17 protein-coding genes are annotated in these 22969 nt (G+C 39.4%); 16 read left to right on the forward strand and 1 reads right to left on the reverse strand.

The window, feature by feature from the left end; all coding sequences use genetic code 11:
- Positions 1–143 precede the first annotated feature (143 nt).
- The 15 genes from C5L21_RS01070 to C5L21_RS01140 all read left to right on the forward strand — a co-directional run bounded on the left by C5L21_RS01070 (position 144) and on the right by C5L21_RS01140 (position 17022).
- Positions 144–932 (forward strand): WxL domain-containing protein, encoded by a 789-nt coding sequence (locus C5L21_RS01070; RefSeq protein WP_133285983.1) that lies wholly within the window; start codon positions 144–146, stop codon positions 930–932.
- Positions 933–946: 14 nt separating this feature from the next.
- Positions 947–2014 (forward strand): WxLIP family cell surface protein, encoded by a 1068-nt coding sequence (locus C5L21_RS01075; protein ID WP_170167804.1) that lies wholly within the window; start codon positions 947–949, stop codon positions 2012–2014.
- Between the two features lie 110 nt (positions 2015–2124).
- Positions 2125–4497 carry a YhgE/Pip domain-containing protein gene (locus C5L21_RS01080; RefSeq protein WP_133285984.1) on the forward strand — a complete coding sequence of 791 codons (2373 nt, stop codon included), beginning with the start codon at positions 2125–2127 and terminating at the stop codon, positions 4495–4497.
- 14 nt (positions 4498–4511) lie between these two features.
- A complete protein-coding gene (locus tag C5L21_RS01085) occupies positions 4512–5012 on the forward strand; it encodes an RrF2 family transcriptional regulator (RefSeq protein WP_133285985.1) in 501 nt (166 codons plus the stop codon).
- Positions 5013–5130: 118 nt separating this feature from the next.
- A complete protein-coding gene (locus tag C5L21_RS01090) occupies positions 5131–6003 on the forward strand; it encodes an AraC family transcriptional regulator (protein ID WP_004904580.1) in 873 nt (290 codons plus the stop codon).
- 97 nt (positions 6004–6100) lie between these two features.
- Positions 6101–7315: an MFS transporter gene (locus C5L21_RS01095; protein ID WP_004904579.1), complete on the forward strand. Its 1215-nt coding sequence runs from the start codon at positions 6101–6103 to the stop codon at positions 7313–7315.
- Positions 7312–8358 (forward strand): alpha/beta hydrolase fold domain-containing protein, encoded by a 1047-nt coding sequence (locus C5L21_RS01100; protein WP_004908572.1) that lies wholly within the window; start codon positions 7312–7314, stop codon positions 8356–8358. Before C5L21_RS01095 ends, C5L21_RS01100 begins: the two co-directional genes overlap by 4 nt.
- Positions 8359–8369: 11 nt before the next feature.
- On the forward strand, positions 8370–9275 hold the full coding sequence (locus C5L21_RS01105) for an ROK family protein (RefSeq protein ID WP_085699393.1): 906 nt from the start codon (positions 8370–8372) through the stop codon (positions 9273–9275).
- Between the two features lie 89 nt (positions 9276–9364).
- Positions 9365–10849, forward strand: a complete 1485-nt coding sequence (locus C5L21_RS01110) for a 6-phospho-beta-glucosidase (RefSeq protein WP_085699391.1) — start codon at positions 9365–9367, stop codon at positions 10847–10849.
- A gap of 177 nt (positions 10850–11026) precedes the next feature.
- Positions 11027–11875, forward strand: a complete 849-nt coding sequence (locus C5L21_RS01115; protein ID WP_004899646.1) for a PRD domain-containing protein — start codon at positions 11027–11029, stop codon at positions 11873–11875.
- A gap of 95 nt (positions 11876–11970) precedes the next feature.
- Complete coding sequence (locus C5L21_RS01120; RefSeq protein ID WP_004904565.1) at positions 11971–13800, forward strand: beta-glucoside-specific PTS transporter subunit IIABC; 1830 nt, start codon at positions 11971–11973, stop codon at positions 13798–13800.
- 104 nt (positions 13801–13904) lie between these two features.
- A complete protein-coding gene (locus C5L21_RS01125) occupies positions 13905–14360 on the forward strand; it encodes a MarR family winged helix-turn-helix transcriptional regulator (RefSeq protein WP_004908556.1) in 456 nt (151 codons plus the stop codon).
- Complete coding sequence (locus C5L21_RS01130; RefSeq protein WP_085699385.1) at positions 14357–15697, forward strand: dihydrolipoyl dehydrogenase family protein; 1341 nt, start codon at positions 14357–14359, stop codon at positions 15695–15697. The genes C5L21_RS01125 and C5L21_RS01130 overlap by 4 nt, the downstream gene beginning before the upstream one ends.
- A 13-nt stretch (positions 15698–15710) precedes the next feature.
- On the forward strand, positions 15711–16658 hold the full coding sequence (locus C5L21_RS01135; protein ID WP_170167805.1) for an NADP-dependent oxidoreductase: 948 nt from the start codon (positions 15711–15713) through the stop codon (positions 16656–16658).
- 1 nt (position 16659) lies between these two features.
- Positions 16660–17022, forward strand: coding sequence for a DUF1304 domain-containing protein (locus tag C5L21_RS01140; RefSeq protein ID WP_085699381.1), 363 nt, complete (start codon positions 16660–16662; stop codon positions 17020–17022).
- A gap of 34 nt (positions 17023–17056) precedes the next feature.
- Here the strand turns inward: C5L21_RS01140 and C5L21_RS01145 are convergent, their stop codons facing one another.
- Entirely contained in the window at positions 17057–21574 is a 4518-nt protein-coding gene (locus tag C5L21_RS01145) for a glycoside hydrolase family 70 protein (protein ID WP_133285986.1), read from the reverse strand.
- A gap of 276 nt (positions 21575–21850) precedes the next feature.
- Here C5L21_RS01145 and C5L21_RS01150 point away from each other — a divergent pair, with 276 nt between their 5' ends.
- The gene (locus tag C5L21_RS01150) at positions 21851–22954 is read left to right on the forward strand and encodes a GGDEF domain-containing protein (protein ID WP_085699377.1); all 1104 of its coding nucleotides are present in this window, start codon (positions 21851–21853) and stop codon (positions 22952–22954) included.
- Positions 22955–22969 lie beyond the last annotated feature (15 nt).

Below are 22969 nucleotides of genomic sequence, written 5' to 3' on the forward strand. Positions count from 1 at the left end.
AAATGCTTTGTCATACTGATTTTTTGTGTCTATAGTGACATTTTTAAATGATAATCTTGCATTTTGGCATAGCGGATATTATAATTTAAATTGGAGATTTTGTGTAATTACAATATCAATAATTGTATGGAAAAGGGAATAAAATGATTAAAAATACACGTAACATGTTAATATTAGGCACGCTACTGTCTACTACATTTTTATCTGTAGGCCAAATATCAGCTGACACTTTGTCTAGTCATTCGAACGGAACAGTGACATTTGAAAAAAGTACAGATGGGATTAAAGTTTTAGATCCTAATGATAATTCGAAAGAGTTCACACCGGGGACCACAGATGGTACAGTTAATAAAACAGATAATATCGATAACGGACTCTATTTATCATACGTGCCTAATTTTAATTTTAACACTCATAAAGTCAATCAAATTCGTGATAAAGTGTTCTTCGCGAATACACAAGCTGAAGGTCGTCCTAACTTTGTTCAGGTATCAGATTTACGTTCAAAAAATAGTAGTAAATGGACCCTGGGTGTTAGCGTAGGTGCATTTACTAATACGAAGAATGCTAATGATAAATTAGACGGAGCATCATTAATTTTTCGTAATATGATGGATCAGGATGTCACAGCAGCAACAAATACACCTGTGGCAGGACCCGTATCATTGGGTGATAAATTTGCCAGCCTAATGAATACACAAAATACAGCAGCCAATGCTACATCTGGCGAGACAGTTTACACTATGGCTGCTGACGGCACGTCAAATATTCTTGTTAAAGCAACTAATGGCACACATTTGTTGACAGCCGGTAATCAGAGTAATGCTGCTGTTAGTGTGGGATTATATGTACCTAAAAATACACAATCTGAAGCGACTTACAACTCCGATATAACATGGACATTAGCTCTAGCCCCTACGGCTGGAAACTAAATACTTTAATAACTATGAAATTAGCAATAAAGCTGTACACTATGGTAGCAGTGATAGTACTATTTTTAGGTATGTTCATGATTAATACAGTCACTGCAAAAGCTGATAGCACATCAACTAGTTCAGGTTTATCGTTTACTGTTAAAACTAACTTACCTGATAATCAGATTGATAAAAATAATGATTTTTATCAACTTAAAATGCAACCTGGTCAAAAGCAAACAATCACGGCTACAATTTATAATATTACCCAAAAAGAAACAAAAGTAGCTATAAATGTACAATCTGCTTCAACAACAATAAACGGGTCACTTGATTATTCTAAAGCGCCCAATAGTTGGGATAACTCACTGAAATACAAATTAAGCGATATGATTAGATATCCAAAATTAGTCACAGTAGATGCCGGTAAGTCACAGGATGTTTCTTTTGAAATCACGATGCCAAACGACCTATTCAATGGAATATTACTTGGTGGTATTACGTTTAATCAAGCAGATAGTGACGGCGTTGAGCTGAGTCGTGGGGCAAGTATTCAGAATAGATATGCCTACGCTGTGGCTATGGTGTTAAAGGAGTCTGATAGTCAGGTTAAACCTAATATTAATTTACAGAGGGTGACTCCAGGTCAGAATAATGGTCATAATGTACTGAATGTCAGTTTTCAAAATGATCAACCACTATTGATGTCCAACGTTCAGGTCAATGCTAAAATTTATTCTGAAATGGGTAAAAAGCCAGTATATTCATCAATGAAATCGGATATGCAAATTGCACCCAATAGTCAATTTAAATATCCAGTATCGTTACAAGGCACGCCTATGCAGCCGGGGAAATATCGTATAGAGGCTACTGTTACTGGAACAGCGTACAAAACACCTAAAACTTGGCACTTTTCCCGAAAATTTACTATAGAACGTCAAGAAGCCCATGCCTTGAATCAATCAGATGTTGACCTTGCTGCCAATACTAACAACCAGACAATACTATTTATTGCTTTTGCTATGATTGCTTTGCTCATCATTTTGTTCATGATATTATTAATTTTGAAACGAAAAAAGTCTCATACTATGAATAAATAATATTTGTTTTCAGAAAGCAAAAGAAATTTTGCTTTTTTGTTTGCATTTCTTTTTATCCGTGTATATAATATATCCATAGATAAAATAAGTACACGAAAAAGAGGCGTTTTATGAAGTTTTGGCAAAGTGCAGAGTGGCAACGTATTAGTAAATTACGTGGTCTGAAATTATTGCTTGTTGGGATTGCGGTTATCCCAAGTATTTATGCAGTGATTTTTTTGTCTTCCCTATGGGATACCTATGGCAAAATAGATAACCTACCGGTGGCCGTTGTCAACAATGATCAAGCAGCCGATATTAATGGTAAAACACAGCATTTGGGACAAGATTTGACCGATAAACTGTTACGGGAAAAGCCTTTGAAACTGAGTGAAGTGTCCTCTCAGAAAGCAAAAGATGGTTTAAAGTCAGGTAAATATTATATGACAATCACGATTCCTAGTGATTTCACTAATAATGCTGGCACATTGCTCAGCAACGATCCTAAATATGCTAAAATTGATATCGCGCAAAATGCCGGTCAAAGTTTTATTGCTGAAAAGATGACGAGTTCGGCTGCGGATAAGATTAAAGCGAGTGTGAATCGCTCATTACAGCAAGTTTATAATGAAACGATTTTATCAGCAACAAAGTCGTCACAAAAAGGTTTCCAAGCGGGTGCTGACGGGGCAACTCAGCTTAATAATGGTCTCGGCCAGTTAGCAGATGGTAGTCAGAAGTTAAACGATGGGGCCCAGGCGCTGACGAATGGGTCATCAACATTAGCAGGTGGTTTATCACAATATACGAATGGTGTGTCACAGGCCAATACAGGCTCTAATCAGTTATCTAATGGTGCTGGTGCCGCGGCAACTGGCGCAAATCAGCTCGCTTCCGGAACATCTCAACTCGCACAGAACGCACCGAAACTTGCAGCAGGCAGCCAACAATTAGCTAGTGGCGCGCAAGAATTAGCTCGCAAATTACAAGAAGTAAGCGACGGGATTACGACAGGTCAGACTAATGGGGCGGCACAAATTAAGCAATTAGAGGCTGGTTTAGCAACTTTAACGCAACAAGTCAATAACATCCAATTGCCGGAGAATGCAATTGATAGTAACGGGCTGACACAGGCTGGTACTGCGTTGCAAGACGGACTGACAGGCGCTGGCGTTGATGCACAGAAAATAGCTAAATTAATGAAAGAGCCCAGTTTTCAAACTTTCTTAAAACAACAACCAAAGATTGCGCAAGATTTTGGTGTTACGGTACAAAGTTTACAAGGCAATCTTGCCAAAAGTGGTCAAGCAGCACAAGCATTGCAGACTAATTTAACTCAGTTGCAAGCATTAATACCGCAGTTAGACGCGTTTAAAAAACAATTACCACAGCTTAAAGCTGGCATGTCAGCTGCTCAAGCTGGTAATCAGCAAGCCATTACCAAGTTAAATGGGAGCTTAACGCAAGTGAGCCAGTTGCTTTCTCAGCAATTTGTACCCGCAGCTAACCAATTGGCCAGTGGCGCCGAACAATTAAACAACGGGCAACAGCAGGTTAGCTCAGCTTCAGCGCAACTCAATAATGGCGCAAACAAGCTAGCTGATGGAAATGCACAGTTGGCAAACGGTGTGAATCAACTTAATGGTGGCTTAGGTCAGTTAGTAGCTAAAAATGGCGAATTAAATGCTGGTGCAGGTCAGCTTAATCAGGGCGCACAGCAACTCACAACAGGGACTCAACAAGCTGTGTCAGCACTCGGACAGGCGCAAAATGGAACACAAACATTGGCGCAAAAACTTGCTGATGGTGCCATTAAATTAGACAAAGTGCATAACGATAAGGCTAATGTTAGTGCACTGACACAGCCAGTTAAAAGTAACCAAACGAACCTTTCTGAAGTAGACAATAATGGTACAGGTATGACGCCATATATGATGTCTGTTGGTCTGTTCGTTGGCATGATTACATTCAGTGCAATTTATGATTTCGTGACGGTTGCTAAACGACCAAAAAATGGTTTTGCTTGGTGGGCAGATAAGCAAACTGTGAATATGCCGGTATGGATTGCGCAAGCCATTATTATTACAACCCTATTGTTACTCGTTGACGGGTTACAACCTAAAAATGTTGGGATGCTATATCTCACAGCCTTGATTGTAGCCTTTGCCTTCAATCAACTTGTCTTACTATTTAGTATTATGTTTGGTAAGTTAGGATCTGGCCTAATGATTATTGCGTTAGTACTGCAGCTCAGTGCAAGTGCTGGTTCTTATCCAATAGAACTATCAAATAATTTTTTCCAAACGATTCATCCTTGGGTACCGATGACGTATTCAGTGCATGCATTCCGTGAAGTGATTTCTATTGGTGGTAGTGTCACAAATGACTTGATTATCCTACTTATTGTTGGTATTGTATCTATGGTATTGACTTGGGGCGTTTACCAGTGGAAGTTAAAGCATAACCCACTATTTTGGGGTGGTGAGGAATTAGTAACTGACTAGAGTTGGAGAAAATTATGAAAATGTCAAATGCTGTTGAGCAAAGTTTAGTTGTATTGGTCATGCTGGCATTACAAAAAGATGAATTACCTATTAAAAGTTACTTATTAAGTAACCGTTTAGAGGTATCAGAGTCTTATTTAAAAAAAACAATGCGTAAGTTAGTGGTTGCAGGTATTGTACAGGCCATTGCTAGTAAAGAAGGCGGTTTTAAACTAGCCCGTTCGATTGCTGATATTACGTTACTAGATGTGTATGAGGCTATTGAAGGTGATGGCAGTTTTATACATTCCACACAACTTGCAGACCGTATTTTTTTGAATCAAGCTTCTAATAAGCCAGTTGAAGATGTACAACAAGCGTTGGAAGTCGCAGTTGATGATGTGTTAACAGTTTTTAATGATGCGGAAGCTGACTTTAAGAAACGACTACAAAATTATACAATCGCTAAATTGTTACAGCATATTAATGTTGATGAATTTGGTAAAATTGACTGGCGACAAGACATGGTGAAATAACGGCGTATGCGCCGTTATTTTTTTTGAGTTTCAATGTAACTGGTTAGTTGGAAGACGGTGTAACCGCTTTCAAAATGTGTTATGATAGGCCATATGTTAGTTTGGAGGTCATTATAATATGTCATACATGCCAGGAAATCTTACGAGTGACGCTTTTAAACACGAAATTGTCCAGCATGAGTCCTTACATTTGCCAGTACAATGGCTTATTCATGAAAGTGATCGCCTACAACAAGACGTACCAAAGCATTGGCATGAAGAGCTAGAGTTAAGTTTGACTGTCAATGGTCATATTGATCAGTTTACAGTCGATGGACGACCTTATCACACCAAAACGGGAGATGTGTTGGTCATTAACTCAGGCAGTGTGCATAGCGTCCCGATACAAAAACCAGGAACAGAAGCTTTTACTTTATTTTTTAATCCTGATTTTTTACGCGCGGCTTTACCTCAGGCTTCTGAGATTGTTTTTGCTACGCACCCAAATGATGTCAGTGCTGTTGAGAGTACCGAGTTAGTCGATTATTTATATGCAATGCATTATACTGTCCGCCATGATCCGATGAATTATTTGAGAATTACGCGGTTAGCATACGATATTTTAGATGAGCTGGTGATGCATTTTTCCAATCGTGAATTTGGGATTAACCCACATCTTATTCAGACTGTTGATGAACGACTGTATAAAATCTTATTTTATATCAAGGCACACATTTATAATGGGTTAACGGTAGCAGCGGTAGCCGAACATTTCGATATTTCGACAAGTTATTTATCTCGCTACTTTAAAATCAAGTTGCAAATGTCACCATTGGCTTATTTGCAGGCTGTGCGTTTAAATAAAGCTTACCAATATTTGATGAACACGAATAAATCAATGAGTTGGATTTCTGATACCACTGGTTTTGGTGATGTTAAATCTTTTGAACGACTTTTTAAGAAAAAGTATGGCACCTCACCTAAGAGTTATCGTCAGCAGTTCAGAAAGTGACTTAAAAACAGTAATAATTGTGCTATAAATTTAAAAGAAAGCGCTTACAATAATTGTGTTGAAGCGTTTTTTTAATTTAATTATGGAGGAATAGCACATGAGTTCATCTGTTCAGAATTCGTTTTTATTCAAAATATCGATTTTATCGATATCTTTGGTTTTGACGGTCACAACCGCTGTATCAACTGCTTTACCAGCTATGATTGCAACTTTCAAGCAATATCCATCAACTCAGGTAGAGATGTTAACGACACTACCGACCATTTCTTTATTGCTGACAGTTTTAGCCAGTTCGTGGATTATTAAGCGACTTGGTGCGAGACGGACTACGTTAATCGGGTTGATAATTGCGCTATTAGCAGGTTTAGTCCCCGTATTCATTAACGATTACGTGATTGTCTTTATTTCCCGTCTACTACTAGGTGTTGGTGTTGGCTTATTTAACAACTTGGCTTATAGTCTAATCATGGCTGTCTATGAAGGCGAAGAAAGACAAACGATGTTGGGCTTTCAGTCCGCTGTGGGGACAGTTGGCAATGCGTTAGCATCTTTTGTAGTTGGCCTACTAATTAGTAGTGGCTGGCAAGTTGCCTTTAATGTCAATTGGTTGTTTGTGATTCCGCTTGTCTTATTTGGCTTGTTTGCTACAAAAATTGACCAATTTACGAATCCGGTGGTGACTGAGACAGGTGATACGGCACCAATTAAAGCAAAAGAAACCACAAATATGGCAGTTGTTGGTTATGTGCTACTTATTGCAACTTTCTTTGCTTTTTACTTTGGACTATTACTGAAATTAGCAGGTTTTCTAGTGGAACAGCACTTGGGAACGGCTGCAGTTGCAGCAACGCAATTAAGCGTCATGTCTTTAATTGGTCTATTACCCAGTCTATTATATGGGCAAATCTATAAACATCTACGCCGCTTGACTATTCCAATTGGTTTAATCATAACAGGACTCGGTATCGGTATCATCGCTACTGCGGGTACACTTACTATGACCTGGATAGGCATTGTTATATCTGGTTTTGGCTTACCAATTGTGATGCCAGCTATTTTTGGTAAAGTCGCTGAAGTACAACCAGAAGGTTCTTCTAATCTATCGTCTGCTTTGATGCTGGTTGGCATAAATGTGGCAGTTTTTCTGTCACCGCAGGTGTTGGCAGTGACGACACAGATAATTGGCCAGACGAGCAATAAAGCGACTATGTTAGTATCAACCGTCATGTTGTTTGTCTTGGGCGCAATCCAATTGGTAATGGCTACAACTAAGAAACAGCCAATAAAGAATAGGAGCGAAATGAAATCATGATAACGTTTAAAGCAATTAAAGATAATGGTAGTGGGAATATTATCAAGCTGGTCCCTAATGAAAAACATGGTGGTGTTTTAGATCCGCGTGCGCGGGAGGAATTATTAGCTTCGCAACATGGTAATTCAACATCGGAAGAGACTAGCGATATACCAGATATTGCAACCCTACGTGATATGATGGGATGGCCGAATGCAAAAGATATTGCGACGCATGATCTAACGATAACTAATACAGCAACGGATTACGGCGTTCAATTACGCACGTACGTTAAGACAGCCTTGCTAGACAAACAATTACCAGTTATTTTCTTTTATCATGGTGGTGGTTTCTTTGGGGGTTCATTAGACAATGTTGATATGCCGGCGCGTGCACTAGCTGATTTAGCTGATGTTTTGGTTGTGTCGGTTGATTGGGCTTTGGCACCCGAACATCCCTATCCGGAAGGATTTATTGAGGCTTATCAAACGATAATTTGGGTCTTAAATCAAAGTGGCTGGTCAATTGATAAACATAAAGTTACGGTATTGGGTGATTCAGCAGGGGGCGGGTTTGTCTACGGTTTGGGCTTGCTAGACCGCGCATTTGGTGTTAATGCGATTACTAAATTGGTCGCTTTTTATCCAGTAACCTATCAGGCACACGATACGCATTTTGAAAAATGGTTTAGTGACACAACACGTTATCCTGTAGCAGATGATGACCGTGAATTATTATTACCTTATCTGACTGGATTTTTTGGTGGTGAGGGGTTGATTGATCAGCTATATATTCAAGAAAACGATGCGAATAGTATCTATCTTTCACCTTTCCTAGCCAACGATAGGCAACTAGCAGAACTACCTGAATCGTTAACAATTATTGGCGAGTATGATCCATTACGTTTTCAAGGAGAAGCTTTTGTTGAAAAGGTACGTTTAAGTGGTGGACAGGCAAATTATGTACGCTACAATGGCATGACCCATGCCTTTATGGATAAAGTTGGTGATTTTCCGCAAGCCGATGATGCGTTGCGTGAAGCAGCTAGCTTTGCTGCTAAATAAGGAGGCGCAAAATGAATCGTAATTATCTAGCAATTGACATAGGCGGTACAAATTTAAAATATGGCATAATCGATCGGGCAGGTCGTTTAATTGAAAAGCATAGTGTTACGACAGAAGCAACGGACCGTGAGGTTTTTTTAGCACAACTGAGTGCCATTGTTACGCAGTATAGGGATCAAATCAAGGGTGTTGGCATTAGTGTACCAGGGACAGTCAAACATCCGGATGATACGATTTATGGTGGTGGGGCACTCCGCTTTTTAGACCAAGTGAATTTAGCAACAGTATTAAATTTACCTGTGCCAGTGAGTGTTGAAAATGATGGGAAAGCTGCCGCTTTAGCGGAACTGTGGTTAGGGCATTTAAAAGGTGTTGAAAATGGCGCAGCGGTTGTTTTAGGAACAGGTGTTGGTGGGGGATTAATTTTCAATCGGCAACTCTATTCGGGAACACATTTTCAAGCAGGAGAATTGAGCTTTTTGTTTGATACGCGTAATCTTGGTGATATTCATCATTCGATTGGTTGGCGTGGTAGCGCTGTGCACATGATTGAGCGCGTAGCCTCGGCACTTAACTTGGCAGATCAGCACGATGGATATGCTGTTTTTGAAGCAATTAACAAGCGAGATAAAATTGCTTGGCTGCTATTTGAAAATTATGCTAAAGAGATAGCGCACTTGATTTATAATTTGCAGACTATTATTGACGTTGATCGCATTGTTATTGGTGGCGGGATAAGTGCCCAAAAAATAGTCACGGAGACAATACAAAGCGCTTATGATGAAATGTTTCATAGTAATGAGATGGTCGCAGCTGTTCTAACACCAGCAGAGATAAGGGCAAGCAAGTTTGCCAATGATGCCAATTTATATGGTGCGATTTATCATCTATTGTTGAAGATCAATGCAGAAGTATAGGTTCATGAAATGACCAAAGATATGATAAAAACTGACCTTTTTTACTAAAGAAAACGCTTACAATTGTATTATTAAATAAAGGAGTCGATATGATGACGAAAAAAGGTTTACAATTACCGTCAGATTTTTTGTGGGGTGGCGCTATTGCTGCACATCAGGCAGAAGGCTATTGGGATGCTGATGGTAAAGGTGTTTCGATTGCTGACGTATTAACGGCAGGATCACATGAAAAGCCTCGTGAGATTACTGATGGCGTCTTACCAGACAAAAACTATCCAAATCATCATGGTATCTATTTCTATAAAACATATAAGGAAGACTTGGCTTTGATGGCGGAAATGGGCTTCAAAGCATTTAGAACTTCTATTGCTTGGACACGTATTTTTCCAAACGGTGATGATGCTGAACCTAATGAGGCAGGTTTAAAATTTTATGATGATATGTTTGATACCATGCATGAATTAGGTATCGAGCCAGTTATCACGCTAAATCATTTTGAAATGCCTTATCATCTAGTTACCGCATATGGTGGTTGGCAAAATCGACAGGTGATTGACTTTTTTGAAAAGTATGCGCGTGTGGTGTTTGAACGTTATCGCAACAAAGTAACTTATTGGATTACGCATAACGAAATTTCGAACCAAGCGAATCAAGCAGAAATAAATGGCTTTTCTGATTTTCTGGTTTGGACCAATTCTGGTTTGAAATTTGATGCAGAGACAACAGTCTCAGAACGTCAAGCAGCGATGTACCAGGCCGCACATAATGAGTTGGTGGCTAGCGCACGTGCTGTTCGCATAGGTCATGAGATTAATCCTGATTTTCAGATTGGGGCGATGCTGAATGTTGGCAGCTTGTATCCAGCTTCCACAAAGCCGGCTGATCAGCTGGCAGTGCAAAAAGCGCGGCAACAGCGTGACTGGTTCAGTGATGTTCACATCCGTGGCGCTTATCCAAACGAAATGGAAAAGCTTTTTGAACGTACGGGTTGGCGATCAGATGTTACGGATCAAGATTTTATTGATTTGGCCTCTGGTACGGTAGATTATTTGAGTATTTCATATTATGCTTCTTCTGTGATTCGTGCCAAGCAGGATGATGACTCGGAATTGGACGAGGCAGCGAACTGGGAAACGGTGCCAAATACCAATATTAAAGCCAGTGATTGGGGTTGGTCAATTGATCCACAGGGGTTACGCTATACCTTAAATGAATTGAATGATTTGTATCCCGACCTTCCCATCATGATTGTTGAAAATGGATTTGGTGCCTACGATGAACTGGTTGAGGCAAATGGTCAGCCTACGGTTAATGATGATTATCGTATCGCTTACTTGGCAGCCCATATTGCCGAGGTTGAAAAGGCAATTGTTCATGATGGTATTCCAGTTATTGGCTATCTGTCATGGGGACCGATTGACATTGTGTCGGCTGGTACTGGTGAAATGAAGAAGCGCTATGGTTACGTATATGTTGACTTAGATGATTTTGGTGAAGGTAGCGCTAAGCGATACAAAAAAGCGAGTTTCAAGTGGTATCAAGAGTTGATTGCCAGCGGTGGAACGAGACTGTAGATGAATAGGTTATCAACTATATAAATATATTGCAAGCGCTTACATTATTGTGTATAATGAAGACACAGAAATGGATTGTTACCGTAAAAACGGGCAAAACCAGATAATGTTGCTATCATCTTTGTGAGGTGATTGTGTCGTTATTTGGTTTTTTGTTTGAGTTGAGGCAGAGTGACTATGCTAGTTAAGAAAATTTTTAATAATAATGTTTTGCTGGCAGAAGATGGTGATCAGGAAATTGTTGTCATTGGTCGGGGTGTCGGTTTTCAGCAGAAAATTGGCCAAGTGGTTGCGCAACAGAAAATTGAAAAATGTTATTACCCAAAAGACCAAAGGTGGACCACATTATTTAATGAGTTAACATCAGCGATAGCATTTGAATATATTGAGATTGCTTCACATATTATCGCTACTGCTGAAGCACGGCTAGATACTGATTTTGATGATTATCTGTTAATCGGATTGGCCGATCATATCCAATTCGCTGTTGCGCGTCAACTGAAAGCATTGCCCATCAAAAATGAACTCTTATGGGAAACAAAACATTTTTATCCAGAAGAATATATGATTGGTGAAGAAGCTGTTGCATACATTGCGGCACAACTAAATGTGACTTTAGCCGATGATGAAGTTGGTTTTATTGCCTTAAAGTTCATTGAAAAACGTGCTGGACCGGAAATCAGTGAGCGTGCAACTAGCTTGACAAAGTTAATTGAAGGGGTGTTAACCATTGTGCGGCATGAACTATCGCCAAAAATTGATTACTCCGCACTCAATTATCAACGCTTAGTGGTGCATCTCAGGTTCTTGCTGGATCGCTTACTATCAGATGAGTATGAGAATAATGCCGATAACCCTTTTGATCAGGTCATGATGCAGCATTTTGAACAGCGTTACACGAAAGCATATCGCTGTGCCGAAGATATTATTCGTTATATTGAACATGAGACCCATCGTGGGGCACAGACCAGTGAACGTATTTATCTCACCATGCACTTGCAACGATTATTGGAACATATGAATTAATTATGGGATTGTTACTATAAATTTAGGCAAAACCCAAAAGTTAGTCACTGAGGTGATAACTTTTGGGTTTTTATTTTTTGAAAAGAGGTCGAACCATGAATTACGAAACATTGGCAAAAGATATTTTAGGTCTTGTTGGTGGGAAAGCAAATATTAACGAGGCCTGGCATTGCGCTACACGCTTACGGTTTAAGTTAAAAGATGAGAACAAAGCACAAACAGCAGAGATTGAAGCGCTACCTGGTGTGGTGACCGTTGTGAAATCTGCTGGACAATATCAAGTGGTTATTGGCAATTCGGTAGCGAAAGTGTTTGAACCATTGGCAGCCGCAGCGGGACTAGAACACTTAGATAACCAAACTCATGCTCCTAGTGACAAGCCTAAAGAAAATATCGTTAATCGCTTTATCAGCTTTATTTCAAGCGTTTTCACGCCTTTCTTAGGTGCAATGGCTGGTACCGGTGTATTGAAAGGGCTATTAGCACTACTAGTGGCTATAGGTTGGCTAGATAAAACAAGTGGTACTTATCAAATTTGGTATGCTGCAGGCGATGCCTTCTTCTTTTTCTTACCTATTTGGTTGGCATTTACAGCTGCCAAGCAACTGAAAGTGAATCAATACGTTGCTGGTGCCCTGGCTGGTGCGTTACTTTATCCTAGTCTAGCAACAGTACTAACTGGGACAAAACCACTAGACTTTTTAGGTATTCGTGTCATTGGCACAACGTACAGTTCAAGTGTTATTCCAATTTTATTAGCTGTGTGGCTATTGTCGTATTTGCAACCAGCACTGGATCGGGCATTTCATGAATCGATTCGTAATATTCTAACACCATTGGTCAGTTTGCTAATCATGGTACCCTTAACACTATTGGTGGTTGGGCCATTAGGCACAAGTGTCGGCACAGTGTTATCATCAGGAGTTGAAAGTATTTACAATGTTGCGCCTTATGTAGCTGGTGCTGTGATGGGAGCCATGTGGCAAGTTTTTGTTATCTTTGGTGTGCATTGGACGTTTGTACCTGTGATGACAAATAATATTGGTCAATTAGGTCATGACTACATGCTACCAATGTTAAGTGTCGCTGTGTTATCACAAGCTGGTGCAACGCTTGGTGTTTTCTTAAAGACAAAAGATAAGAAAATGAAGGCATTAGCCGGGTCTGCGGTTCTAACTGGTATTTTAGGTATTACTGAGCCAGCTATTTACGGTGTGACATTGAAGCTTAAAAAGCCGTTCATTTTTGCTACAATCGCTGGCGGTATTGGTGGCGCTATTGCTGGCGGTGGTGGTGCACAGGCCAGTGCCTTTACACTCCCAAGCCTGTTAGCTTTACCAACATATTTAGGAAAAGGATTCATGAGTGTTGTAGTTGGTATCATCGTTGCCTTTGTACTGGCGGCAGTGCTAACGTATTGGTTTGGTGTACCCAGTGCATCATTAGAAAAAACAACACAAAAAGTTTCATCAGTCGAAGAAGAAGTTATGGCACCAGTAAGTGGCACAATTGTACCACTATCAACTGTGAAAGATGAAGTATTTGCTAGTGGTGCGATGGGCAGAGGTATTGCCATCGTGCCAGAAGCTGACACACTGGTATCACCAATTAAGGGTAAGGTTGTAGCAGTTTATCCAAGTAAACACGCGATTGGCTTAATTTCAGATGATGGCTTAGAAATCTTATTGCACGTCGGTATTGACACGGTTCAACTCAATGGTGAGCACTTTGAACAATTTGTGAAACAAGACCAACAAGTTGACGTGGGCGATAAGTTATTAGTGTTTGATCGTGAAGCCATTCAATCGGCTGGTTATGATATCACCGTTATGATGATTATTACGAATGCTGAAAATTATAATATACGGGAAACCGAGGACACAGCAACAAATGGTAACTGGTTACTTGCTGTGGCGCCACAATAAAAATAAGTTTGAGATAAAAAATGATGTGATATCATTTTTTTATTAGTTGTAAATTATATCGTATGCGATATAATTATAAACAACACATTAAAAAAGGAAATAGTATGGCAAAAGAGCAACATCTGTATGACGAATTATGTTTATCATTTTATAATACGAATCGTTATTTTCACCGTTTGTATGATCGCATATTGGATAAATATGATTTATCTTACCTACAATATATGAGTTTATTATTGATTCATCAGCAAGGGCAATTAAAATTGATGGATATCGGCCTCGCACTAGATTTATCGAGCAATACACTGACGCCAGTCATTGAAAAGTTAGTTCGTAAAGATTGGTTGGTTAAGCAATCCAATGTTGCAGATAAGCGTATCAAAATGCTGGCTATGACGGAACATAAAGTAGCTTTGTTTAACAAGATATTGAGCGACGTCGAAATCATGCGACATGAATTGTTGTCACTTAGCGGCCGACCGTTGGCAGAAGTACTTCATGAAAATCAACAATTAAATGATATGTTAAAGCGTATGTTAGCTGAAAAGGAAGAGAAATGATGTATGATATTATTTTTATTGGTAGTGGCCACGCTGCTTGGCATGGCGCACAAACTTTAGCACGCGCTGGTAAAAAAGTTGCGCTGATTGAGGAAAATAAGGTTGCTGGCACATGCACAAATTTTGGTTGTAACGCTAAAATATTGTTAGATGGCCCAGCTGAAATGATTCATCATTTGCATCACTATCATGGTGTTGGTATTAATGAGACACCAGATATTATTTGGCCAGAACTGATGGCTTACAAGCATCAAGTGATCGACCCCTTGTCAGACGGCTTAGCGCGCATGTTATCTGTCGATGGTATTGATATCATTGCTGGCCATGCGCAGTTTGTTGACACACAGACGATTTCAGTGGGCCAGACGACCTACACGGCAGCTCAGTTTGTTATTGCAACCGGCCAAAAACCAGCCAAACTACCGATTCCGGGTGCTGAATTAACGCACGATAGTACGGATTTCTTGGATTTGCCTGACATGCCCAAGTCGATGGTATTCATTGGTGCTGGTTATATTGCAATGGAATTTGCATCAATTGCACATGCTGCAGGAAGTCAAGTGACGTTAATTGAATATGGGGGTAGTGCACTCAATGGTTTTGATAAGCTATATGCTGAGACAGTTGTCGCAGATATGCGAGCCAAAGGCATCACATTTGCTTTTAATCAGGCCGTTTCTGAAGTCAAAGCACTGGATGATGGGCAATATGTTATCGAAACAAGTCAGGGAACGCGTTTCCAAGCAGACTATGTCATGGATACAACTGGCCGCACAGCCAATATTGATCAGCTAGGCTTAGACAGCATTGGTGTCGCATATGACCGTCAAGGCGTCTTGGTTAATGACCATTTGCAAACAACTGTACCTAACATCTATGCTAGTGGGGATGTGATTTCTAAGTCAATTGCGCGTCTAACGCCAACAGCAACTTTTGAATCACATTACATTGCTAAAGTGCTCCTAGGGGAAAAAGCGCCTATTCGATACCCTGTTGTGCCAACGATTGCCTTTACGTTACCTCGTGTTGCCCAAGTTGGTGTGACATCTCAAGAGGCTACAATGCGTGATGATTTGCAAGTCATCGAAATTCCTTATGGGCAAATGATGCGTTTCCAAACGTTAAACGATAGTCAAGCAGCGCTGAAGATTGTTGTCAATACTGAGAAAAAACTCGTTGGTGCCGCAATGATTGGGGATTTTTCCCCAGAAATTGTGAATGCTTTAGTACCAGTTATTAACAAGCAATATACACGTGATGATATTCAATCACAAATTTTTGCTTTTCCAGCACATACTGGTGTTGTGTTACCAATGATTGCAAACTATTTAGATTAAATGGAGAATAATGATGAAAGCAGCTATTATTAATGCTTACGGTGGCAGTGAACAACTTGTTGTCGCTGAGCAAGCAATACCTCATATTCAGCAAGACGAAGTGCTGGTTGAAAATATGGCTACCAGTATTAACCCCATTGACTATAAAGCGCGCCAAGGTTTGATGCAGGGGATGTTTCAATGGCAGTTCCCTGTGACTTTAGGATGGGATATTGCTGGCAGAATTGTGGCCGTTGGCCAGGATGTGACGAATTTTAAGGTTGGCGATGCTGTTTTTGCTCGACCAGATATTGATCCGACTGGTCGAAATGGGTCATACGCGGAATACACCGTGGTGAAAGCCGACAAATTAGCCTTTAAACCAGAAAATATTACTTTTAAGCAAGCCGCTGCAGTACCATTAGCAGCCCTAACAGCGCTACAAATGTTGGAAAAACTACAAGTTAAAGCAGGGCACAAGGTGTTAATACAAGCTGGCGCTGGTGGCGTTGGTATTTATGCCATTCAACTCGCCAAGTTAATGGGAGCTTATGTAGCAACAACAGCGAGTCAAGCTAATCACGATTTTGTTGCGTCACTGGGGGCAGATCAAGTGATTGATTACCACGCATACCAAATACAGGATGTTTTGTCTGATTACGATGCTGTATTTGATATGGTTGGGGACATCGATAATGGTATTCATATTTTAAAAGATGGCGGCCATTTGGTGACAATTTCTGCGCAGTTAACGGCTCAACAACAGCAGACACCTAACAAAACAATTACAACCGGTTGGTTGGATACTAATGGTAAAGATTTAACCACACTCGCTGATTATATTACAAAAAATCAATTACAAATTGTGGTCGATAGTATTTATCCGCTAACAACAGAAGGTATGCGTGCAGCTCATCAGCGTAGCGAAACACATCATGCGCGTGGTAAGATTGTGGTAGAAATAAAGAAAGAGACAGTATAAAATGATCGTACAAATTATTACCGGGTTAGTTGCTATTGAAGCAATCATTATCATGATGATAGAAATGTTTGGCTCAGTTGCACAGCAAGCTAAGTCGTTTGAATTAGAACCAGCTGTTTTAAAAATGCCAGAAGTGAAGGTGTTATTAGCTAATCAGGGAATATACAATGGTTTATTCGGAGCACTCATATTGGTGACCATGTTTTTCATTCATGGTCCGCAACAAGTGCTGATGTTACAATTTGAAATGCTCTATATCTTAATTGCAGCGATATATGGCAGCATAACATCAGCTCGGAAAATTCTTGTGGTACAAGGATTACCGGCGTTGGTTGCTTTAATTGCCTTATACTTCTTAAATTAAAAAAGCCCACTCTTAATTGAGTAGGCTTTTTTAGTTAAGCGACTGAGACAAAGTAACCTTGGTCATCGAAAATGTATGTTCGATTATTAACGATGATATGAGCTGATTTAGTTTGTACGCCTGTTATTTCATCAAAATGTTGTAGCTTATTATTAACAACTTTAAATCCTTTGACGAGTTGATAATTACTATCCGTTAAATACCATTGGCCTTGATAGGCAAAGTAGTCATTAAATACTGCCGAACCATCAGTGGCATTCATATAATAACTCACGTTCGTGATAGGATCAGTCACAAATTGACCTTTCACTTGCCGACCATTAGCTTGGAAATATTTCAAATTACCATTAATGTTTACCAAACCAGTGTCTGCTGGACCTTGAGTACTTAAATGTAACCATTGGCCATCTAGTGTTTGATAGTATTGATTGGTCAACATGTTGCCCGTATTGTCAAAGACAAAAATCTTGTCACCAATTTGTTGCATACCTGTCGTTATAGCGCCAGTTAGTGGGTTAGTATATAATACGTGATTTTGTATCGTAATAAAATCACCCTTACTTTGATGACCATCGGCGTAGAAATAATTTTGAACACCATTGATTGTTTGCAAACCAGTCAAGGCAATGCCATCATTACCCAAATAGAACCACTGACCTTGACTATTTTGTGCAAATCTTTGTGTCGCCACGTTGCCGTTACCAGCTTCTAAGTAGAAAACGTTACCATCAGTGTCTGATACAAATTGCCCTTTGACCTGTGTGCCGTTCTTGTAGAAGTATTGCTTATGACCATCGATTTCAGTGAAGCCAGAAGTGACCATTGTGCCATCATTCTGGAAGTAATAGGCGGTGCCGGTTTGGTCAGTAATGTATTGATTAAATACTTGACGCCCTTTTTGGTCAAAATAAATCGTTGAACCGTCAGCATTCTGCAAGAAAGATTGAACGAGTTCAATACCGTTTGGTAGGAAGAAATAGTGATGGTTATTAATATTCTGGAAGCCAGTAACGAGATGGCCGGTGCTATCAAAGTAATAATAATTGCCATTATCATCTTGTATAAAGGTGTTTCGAGCTAGATAGCCACTCAATGTGTAGTAGACCATACCAATGTTATCGCGGACAAATCCTGTTTCAGATAAGTCATCTGTTAATTGTTTTGGCAAGAAGTCACGATTATTATTGTTTGATGTAACCTTATAGTATTGATCGGTACCACTGTCTTTTAAGACATAGCCAGCCCCTTTGCCTTGAATATTTGAGCCATTAAAGTATTTACCAGACCATTCTGTTATTTTCTGACTAGGATCCATAGGTAGCCCTGTAGAAATTTGTTTTGTTTCGAAAAGTGCTGGATATTTTTTCTGGATATCAGATAAGAAGGCACCGCCATACTGTGCTTGGTATTTACCACCACCACGACTTTGTATGACATATAACGACTGATCAATATCTGAGTTAGTGTCTTTATCACCATAAGAGTTTGTTCGTGTGACAGTCGCTAATTCTTGACCCGGTAAATTATAAATTTGATCGGGTACCCAGTCAGCGATTGCTTGGATGCCATTTGCGTGCAGAGCCTTGATGGCATCGCGTAACTGGTCAACTGTGCCATATTTTGTTGGTGTACCGTAGCCCAAATCATAACGATCTGTAAAGGCATAACCATTTTGGATAATTGAATCTAAGAAACTGGTATCGGTGCTTGAACGATATTGTGGTGCCAACTGGAAACTTGTGATACCCCAATCTTTGAATAACTGACCATTTTTTGCAATGACAGCATTTGTATAGTCTTCAGTGTTTGTGGCAAAAGCTTGGAAATTTGAAAAACCTTCGTAAATAACCTGAGAATCTAAAGCAGCATTTGAGTGGAAGGTTTTGCCATCATGATGGGCTGTGTCGTCAGACAAAGTACGCGCGTCTTGATGGCTGTCAGCCCCAACAGGCACCCAAACAGCTAAGAAGCCAGAGACTTGCGGGTTACGGACACCATAGATTTCAGTATTATCAAAGATTAAATCGCCCTGATCATTGGTGTACTTTACTGGGGCGTTGTCATTATCATAATAAGACAAATTGTCAGCAGTTGTCCCTAATAATAATCTGAATGCTTGATTTTTGTGAGCGGCACCCATGTGTAATGTCACCGTGTCGCCTGATTTTAAGGCCAGATTTTCTTTATTACTGACAATCACACCAATACCTTGTGTTCGTGTGTCTGCATTACCGCTATCTGTCACACTCATGGCACCTTTACCATAACGAACATTTGTCAGGATATCGTTTTGATCAACAGCTATTGACTGACCACCAGCAACATATTTGATACGTGACTTTAGCAAGCCGTTGATGGCATCAAAATAAGGGGACTTATTTGCCATATATTGACCATCATCGGTGTATAAATCACCATAATAAACGCGCGGTACTGTATCTTTATTAGTTAACAGCATCGCATAGGCGCTAGGCATGTTGTATTGTGTATATTTCTTATCCGCCTGTTTTTCATCGTTATTATAAACTTTAAAGGCTTCGGCTAGCTGGTCTGCTGTTGGTGCCAAACTATTTTTTACGTCGGGATGTAACTCAGAAATAATTTGAGCAATGACTGTTTGTACTTCACTATCGTGTGCGCGAACAAAGCTGTAATTTGGAATGGCAGTGTTTTCGGTACTATCGTGATTGCGATTGACGAGGTAATAGTCCATGAAGCGTTGCATGGTACCACGCATACGCATATCTTTAGTCAACGACCAGATTAACTGGGTATGCATGTAATCATCCATTGTGAGTTGATTATTACCAAAATCCTTCACGTATTCAGGGTCGTTATGGCTCCAATCTTCAAGAATTGAAAGATGTTGATTTGCTGTTGCGTCATTTTTATCAACACCATAAGCAGCTTTGAAATAATCTGCTGCAATCTGTAGTAAATCAGCGTCAACATTATCGACAGCATCGACACGTATCCCATCAAAATTAGCAGCAGAATCGTTTGCTGTGATGCTACCAAAATTCATCAAATAGTGTAACCAATTTAACTGCTCAGCTTGCACAACAGGATTAGAGTTGTCTACATCATTAGCGAGTAAGAGTTCAAAACCACCCTTAGATTGATCAATTGTATATTTTGGCACACCTGTCTGGTTTGTTGGTGTGCGATTTAATAGTCTGAAATTAGAGTTAGTATCTGGTGTCAATGGACTGTTGACGAAAGTCAAAGCGCCGTTTTGTAAATGATCATTTTTGGGATCTTCACTCGACATGTTCCATTGTGGCTGTGTACGAATGAAATCATCAATGGCTGTTTTAAGCCATGCTGTACTATTAGCCACACCGATTTTTGTTTCAATTGCTTGTTGGACTGTTGTACAAGCAATATTCAACATGGCTTGACTGTCTTTTAGCGAGAACATCTGACGATTGTCAATGAGTCCCATTTGAGACATGTAGTTTAGGTAATTTACTTGTGTTTGCTTGCTAGGCCACCAAACTGACACAATGGGCCGGAAGTCATTAGCTGTTGTTGCTTCCCAGTGTTGACCATTTCTTAAAACATCTTTAGGGCGATACCATGAAGAAGCAGTCAAATAACCATTAAAATTGTCGAAATCAGCGCTATCGGTGCTGTGAACGGCATTATGTGCTGTATAGTCTGTTGTTTGAGAAGTTAAACCTTCTTTGATTTGTGAGTCGGTTGTTGATACCTCTTGTCCTGATTCTTGATCAAAATAGCGTACTTGACCGTCAATGACACCGGTAAATCCTTTTTTTAGTTGTCCCAAACTATCGAAGTAATAATTGTGCCCATTAATGGCCTTTAGACCAATAGTTGCTTGTCCTTTATCGTCAAAATAATAAGTTTTGCCATCTGGCGCTGTATAGAAATCAGCAAAAACTTGTTCACCGTTGTCATTGAAGGCTAATGTTTGTGAGCCAATTTGTTGTATCCCGGTTACTGCGTTACCGGAGTTAGAATCGAGATAGTATGTTTTACTGTTATCAGTAACGAATTGGCCTTTTGCCTGCACGCCATTGTTGTCAAAATACTGCTTGTGGTTGTCAACAGTAGTCAACCCCTTAGCAAGTGTGTTATCACTGGTTACATAGTACCATTTACCATCTTTTTCCAGATAACCAGTTTTTTGATTAGCTGTTGGCGTAACAGTCGGCAACTGCTTGGTGAGATTATCTATCGAATCCTTGTTAGTGTTGTTTGCCGTTTCAGCTTGCTTTTGCGTATCAGTCGTTGTGTCTGATGCTTTTACTTTTTCTGCTTGGTTGGCATTTGCGGCGATTTGTTGTGTTGTTTGGTTATTTTTGACAGGTGTCGTTTGTTGGTCAACGACAGTATCGTGTTGATTGGTTGTATTCGAATTATTGGAGACAGTAACTGACTTATCTGTCACTGTGTTTGTGCTATCTGCATTAACATTTTGTGAAGTAGCGGTCATAGACAGCATCATTGTCGATAAAATGAGTCCCCCAATAACCCAACTCTTACCAGACTTGTAAAGCTTTTTTCGTACATTTCTCTCTTTAATCAAAACATTCTCTCCTCCATTTGTGATTATTCTTTGAAACAAATGAATTATAAGCTATAAAATTACGAACGTATATCATTTCACAAACGATTAACAATTCTTTAACATATAAAATAAACAATATTTATAAAGTGATAAAATAATGGGGGGCTATTTTTTTTAGTTAATAAGAGTCCTATATCATGGGGTTCTTATTAATATGTTTTATGTAATTTATATGATAGAATGTGTAGTGTTAGTGTCGTTTTTTACTGCAATGTGTGGATTTTGGGAGGACCTATGTGGACGGTAATAATTAGTACCTTGATATTATCGACAATGGTTATTGGCTTAGGCATCAAACTATTGACAATTTTAAATTTTCTGGAGAAACCTAATACGATTGTTTGGCAATTGATTACGGTTGTGGTGTTTTTGCCATCAATATATAGCTTATTATCTGTCTCTAAACTAGTATTTGGTAATATCTACTTATATTATTTACTCACTATTTTGGTGTTTTATTATATCAGTCCAGCCATTGGTCGTCTATATTTTGTCTTAACACCTATTGTCATCATACTGTATTTGGATATGATTCTAAAAACGCCGGTACCTATTGAAATACCTTTGTTAGTGTTTGCCAGTGGCTTTTTAAATTATGGTGCGACGTGGCTGATTAGTTTTATTAAAAAGCCACCACTTATTAAAGTGAGTTTAGCTGCGGTGGTAATGTTAGCCCTAGAAAGGTTGTTTGGTTATTTTTTACCGGCATATGGCTTGCATACGACACAAGGTATAATCATTGCTACCATGTCAGCAATTGTTTTTATAATTGCAGTTGATCGTTTTAATCGCTCATTGATTGCGCGCAAGGCAGATGTTGATGACTTGAAGTTACAGGCAAATAAGGATGAATTAACGCAATTTTATAACTTATATCATTTAAATAAAGATTTTAGTTCTCATCAGCTGAATCGACAAACGTTAGCAATTGCAGTGATTGATTTAGATTATTTCAAAATAGTGAATGATCAATATGGTCATAGTATGGGGAACCAAGTTTTGGTGACTTTTTCTCAACATCTACATCAATGTTTAAAGCTTGAGATAGGGGAAGATAATTTTGAGCTGTATCGGTATGGTGGCGAAGAGTTTGTCGTAACAATTAAGACATTGAAAGAGAAGAGCATGGTAGCGCTCTTTGATATGTTGCAGACTTCAATCAGCAATGTTGATATTGCATCACTTGATCAAAAACTTAGTTTTTCGGCCGGGATTGCTTACTTGGCAAATCATGATTTCGATCCAGTTAAAACCTTTGATATTGCGGATAAATTACTATATGTTGCGAAAACTTCTGGTCGAGAACAAACACGGATTGAAGTCGAAAATATCTTATAATGGTTGGACAATTGA

The organism is Leuconostoc citreum (assembly GCF_004354555.1).
Taxonomy (GTDB): Bacteria; Bacillota; Bacilli; order Lactobacillales; family Lactobacillaceae; genus Leuconostoc; species Leuconostoc citreum.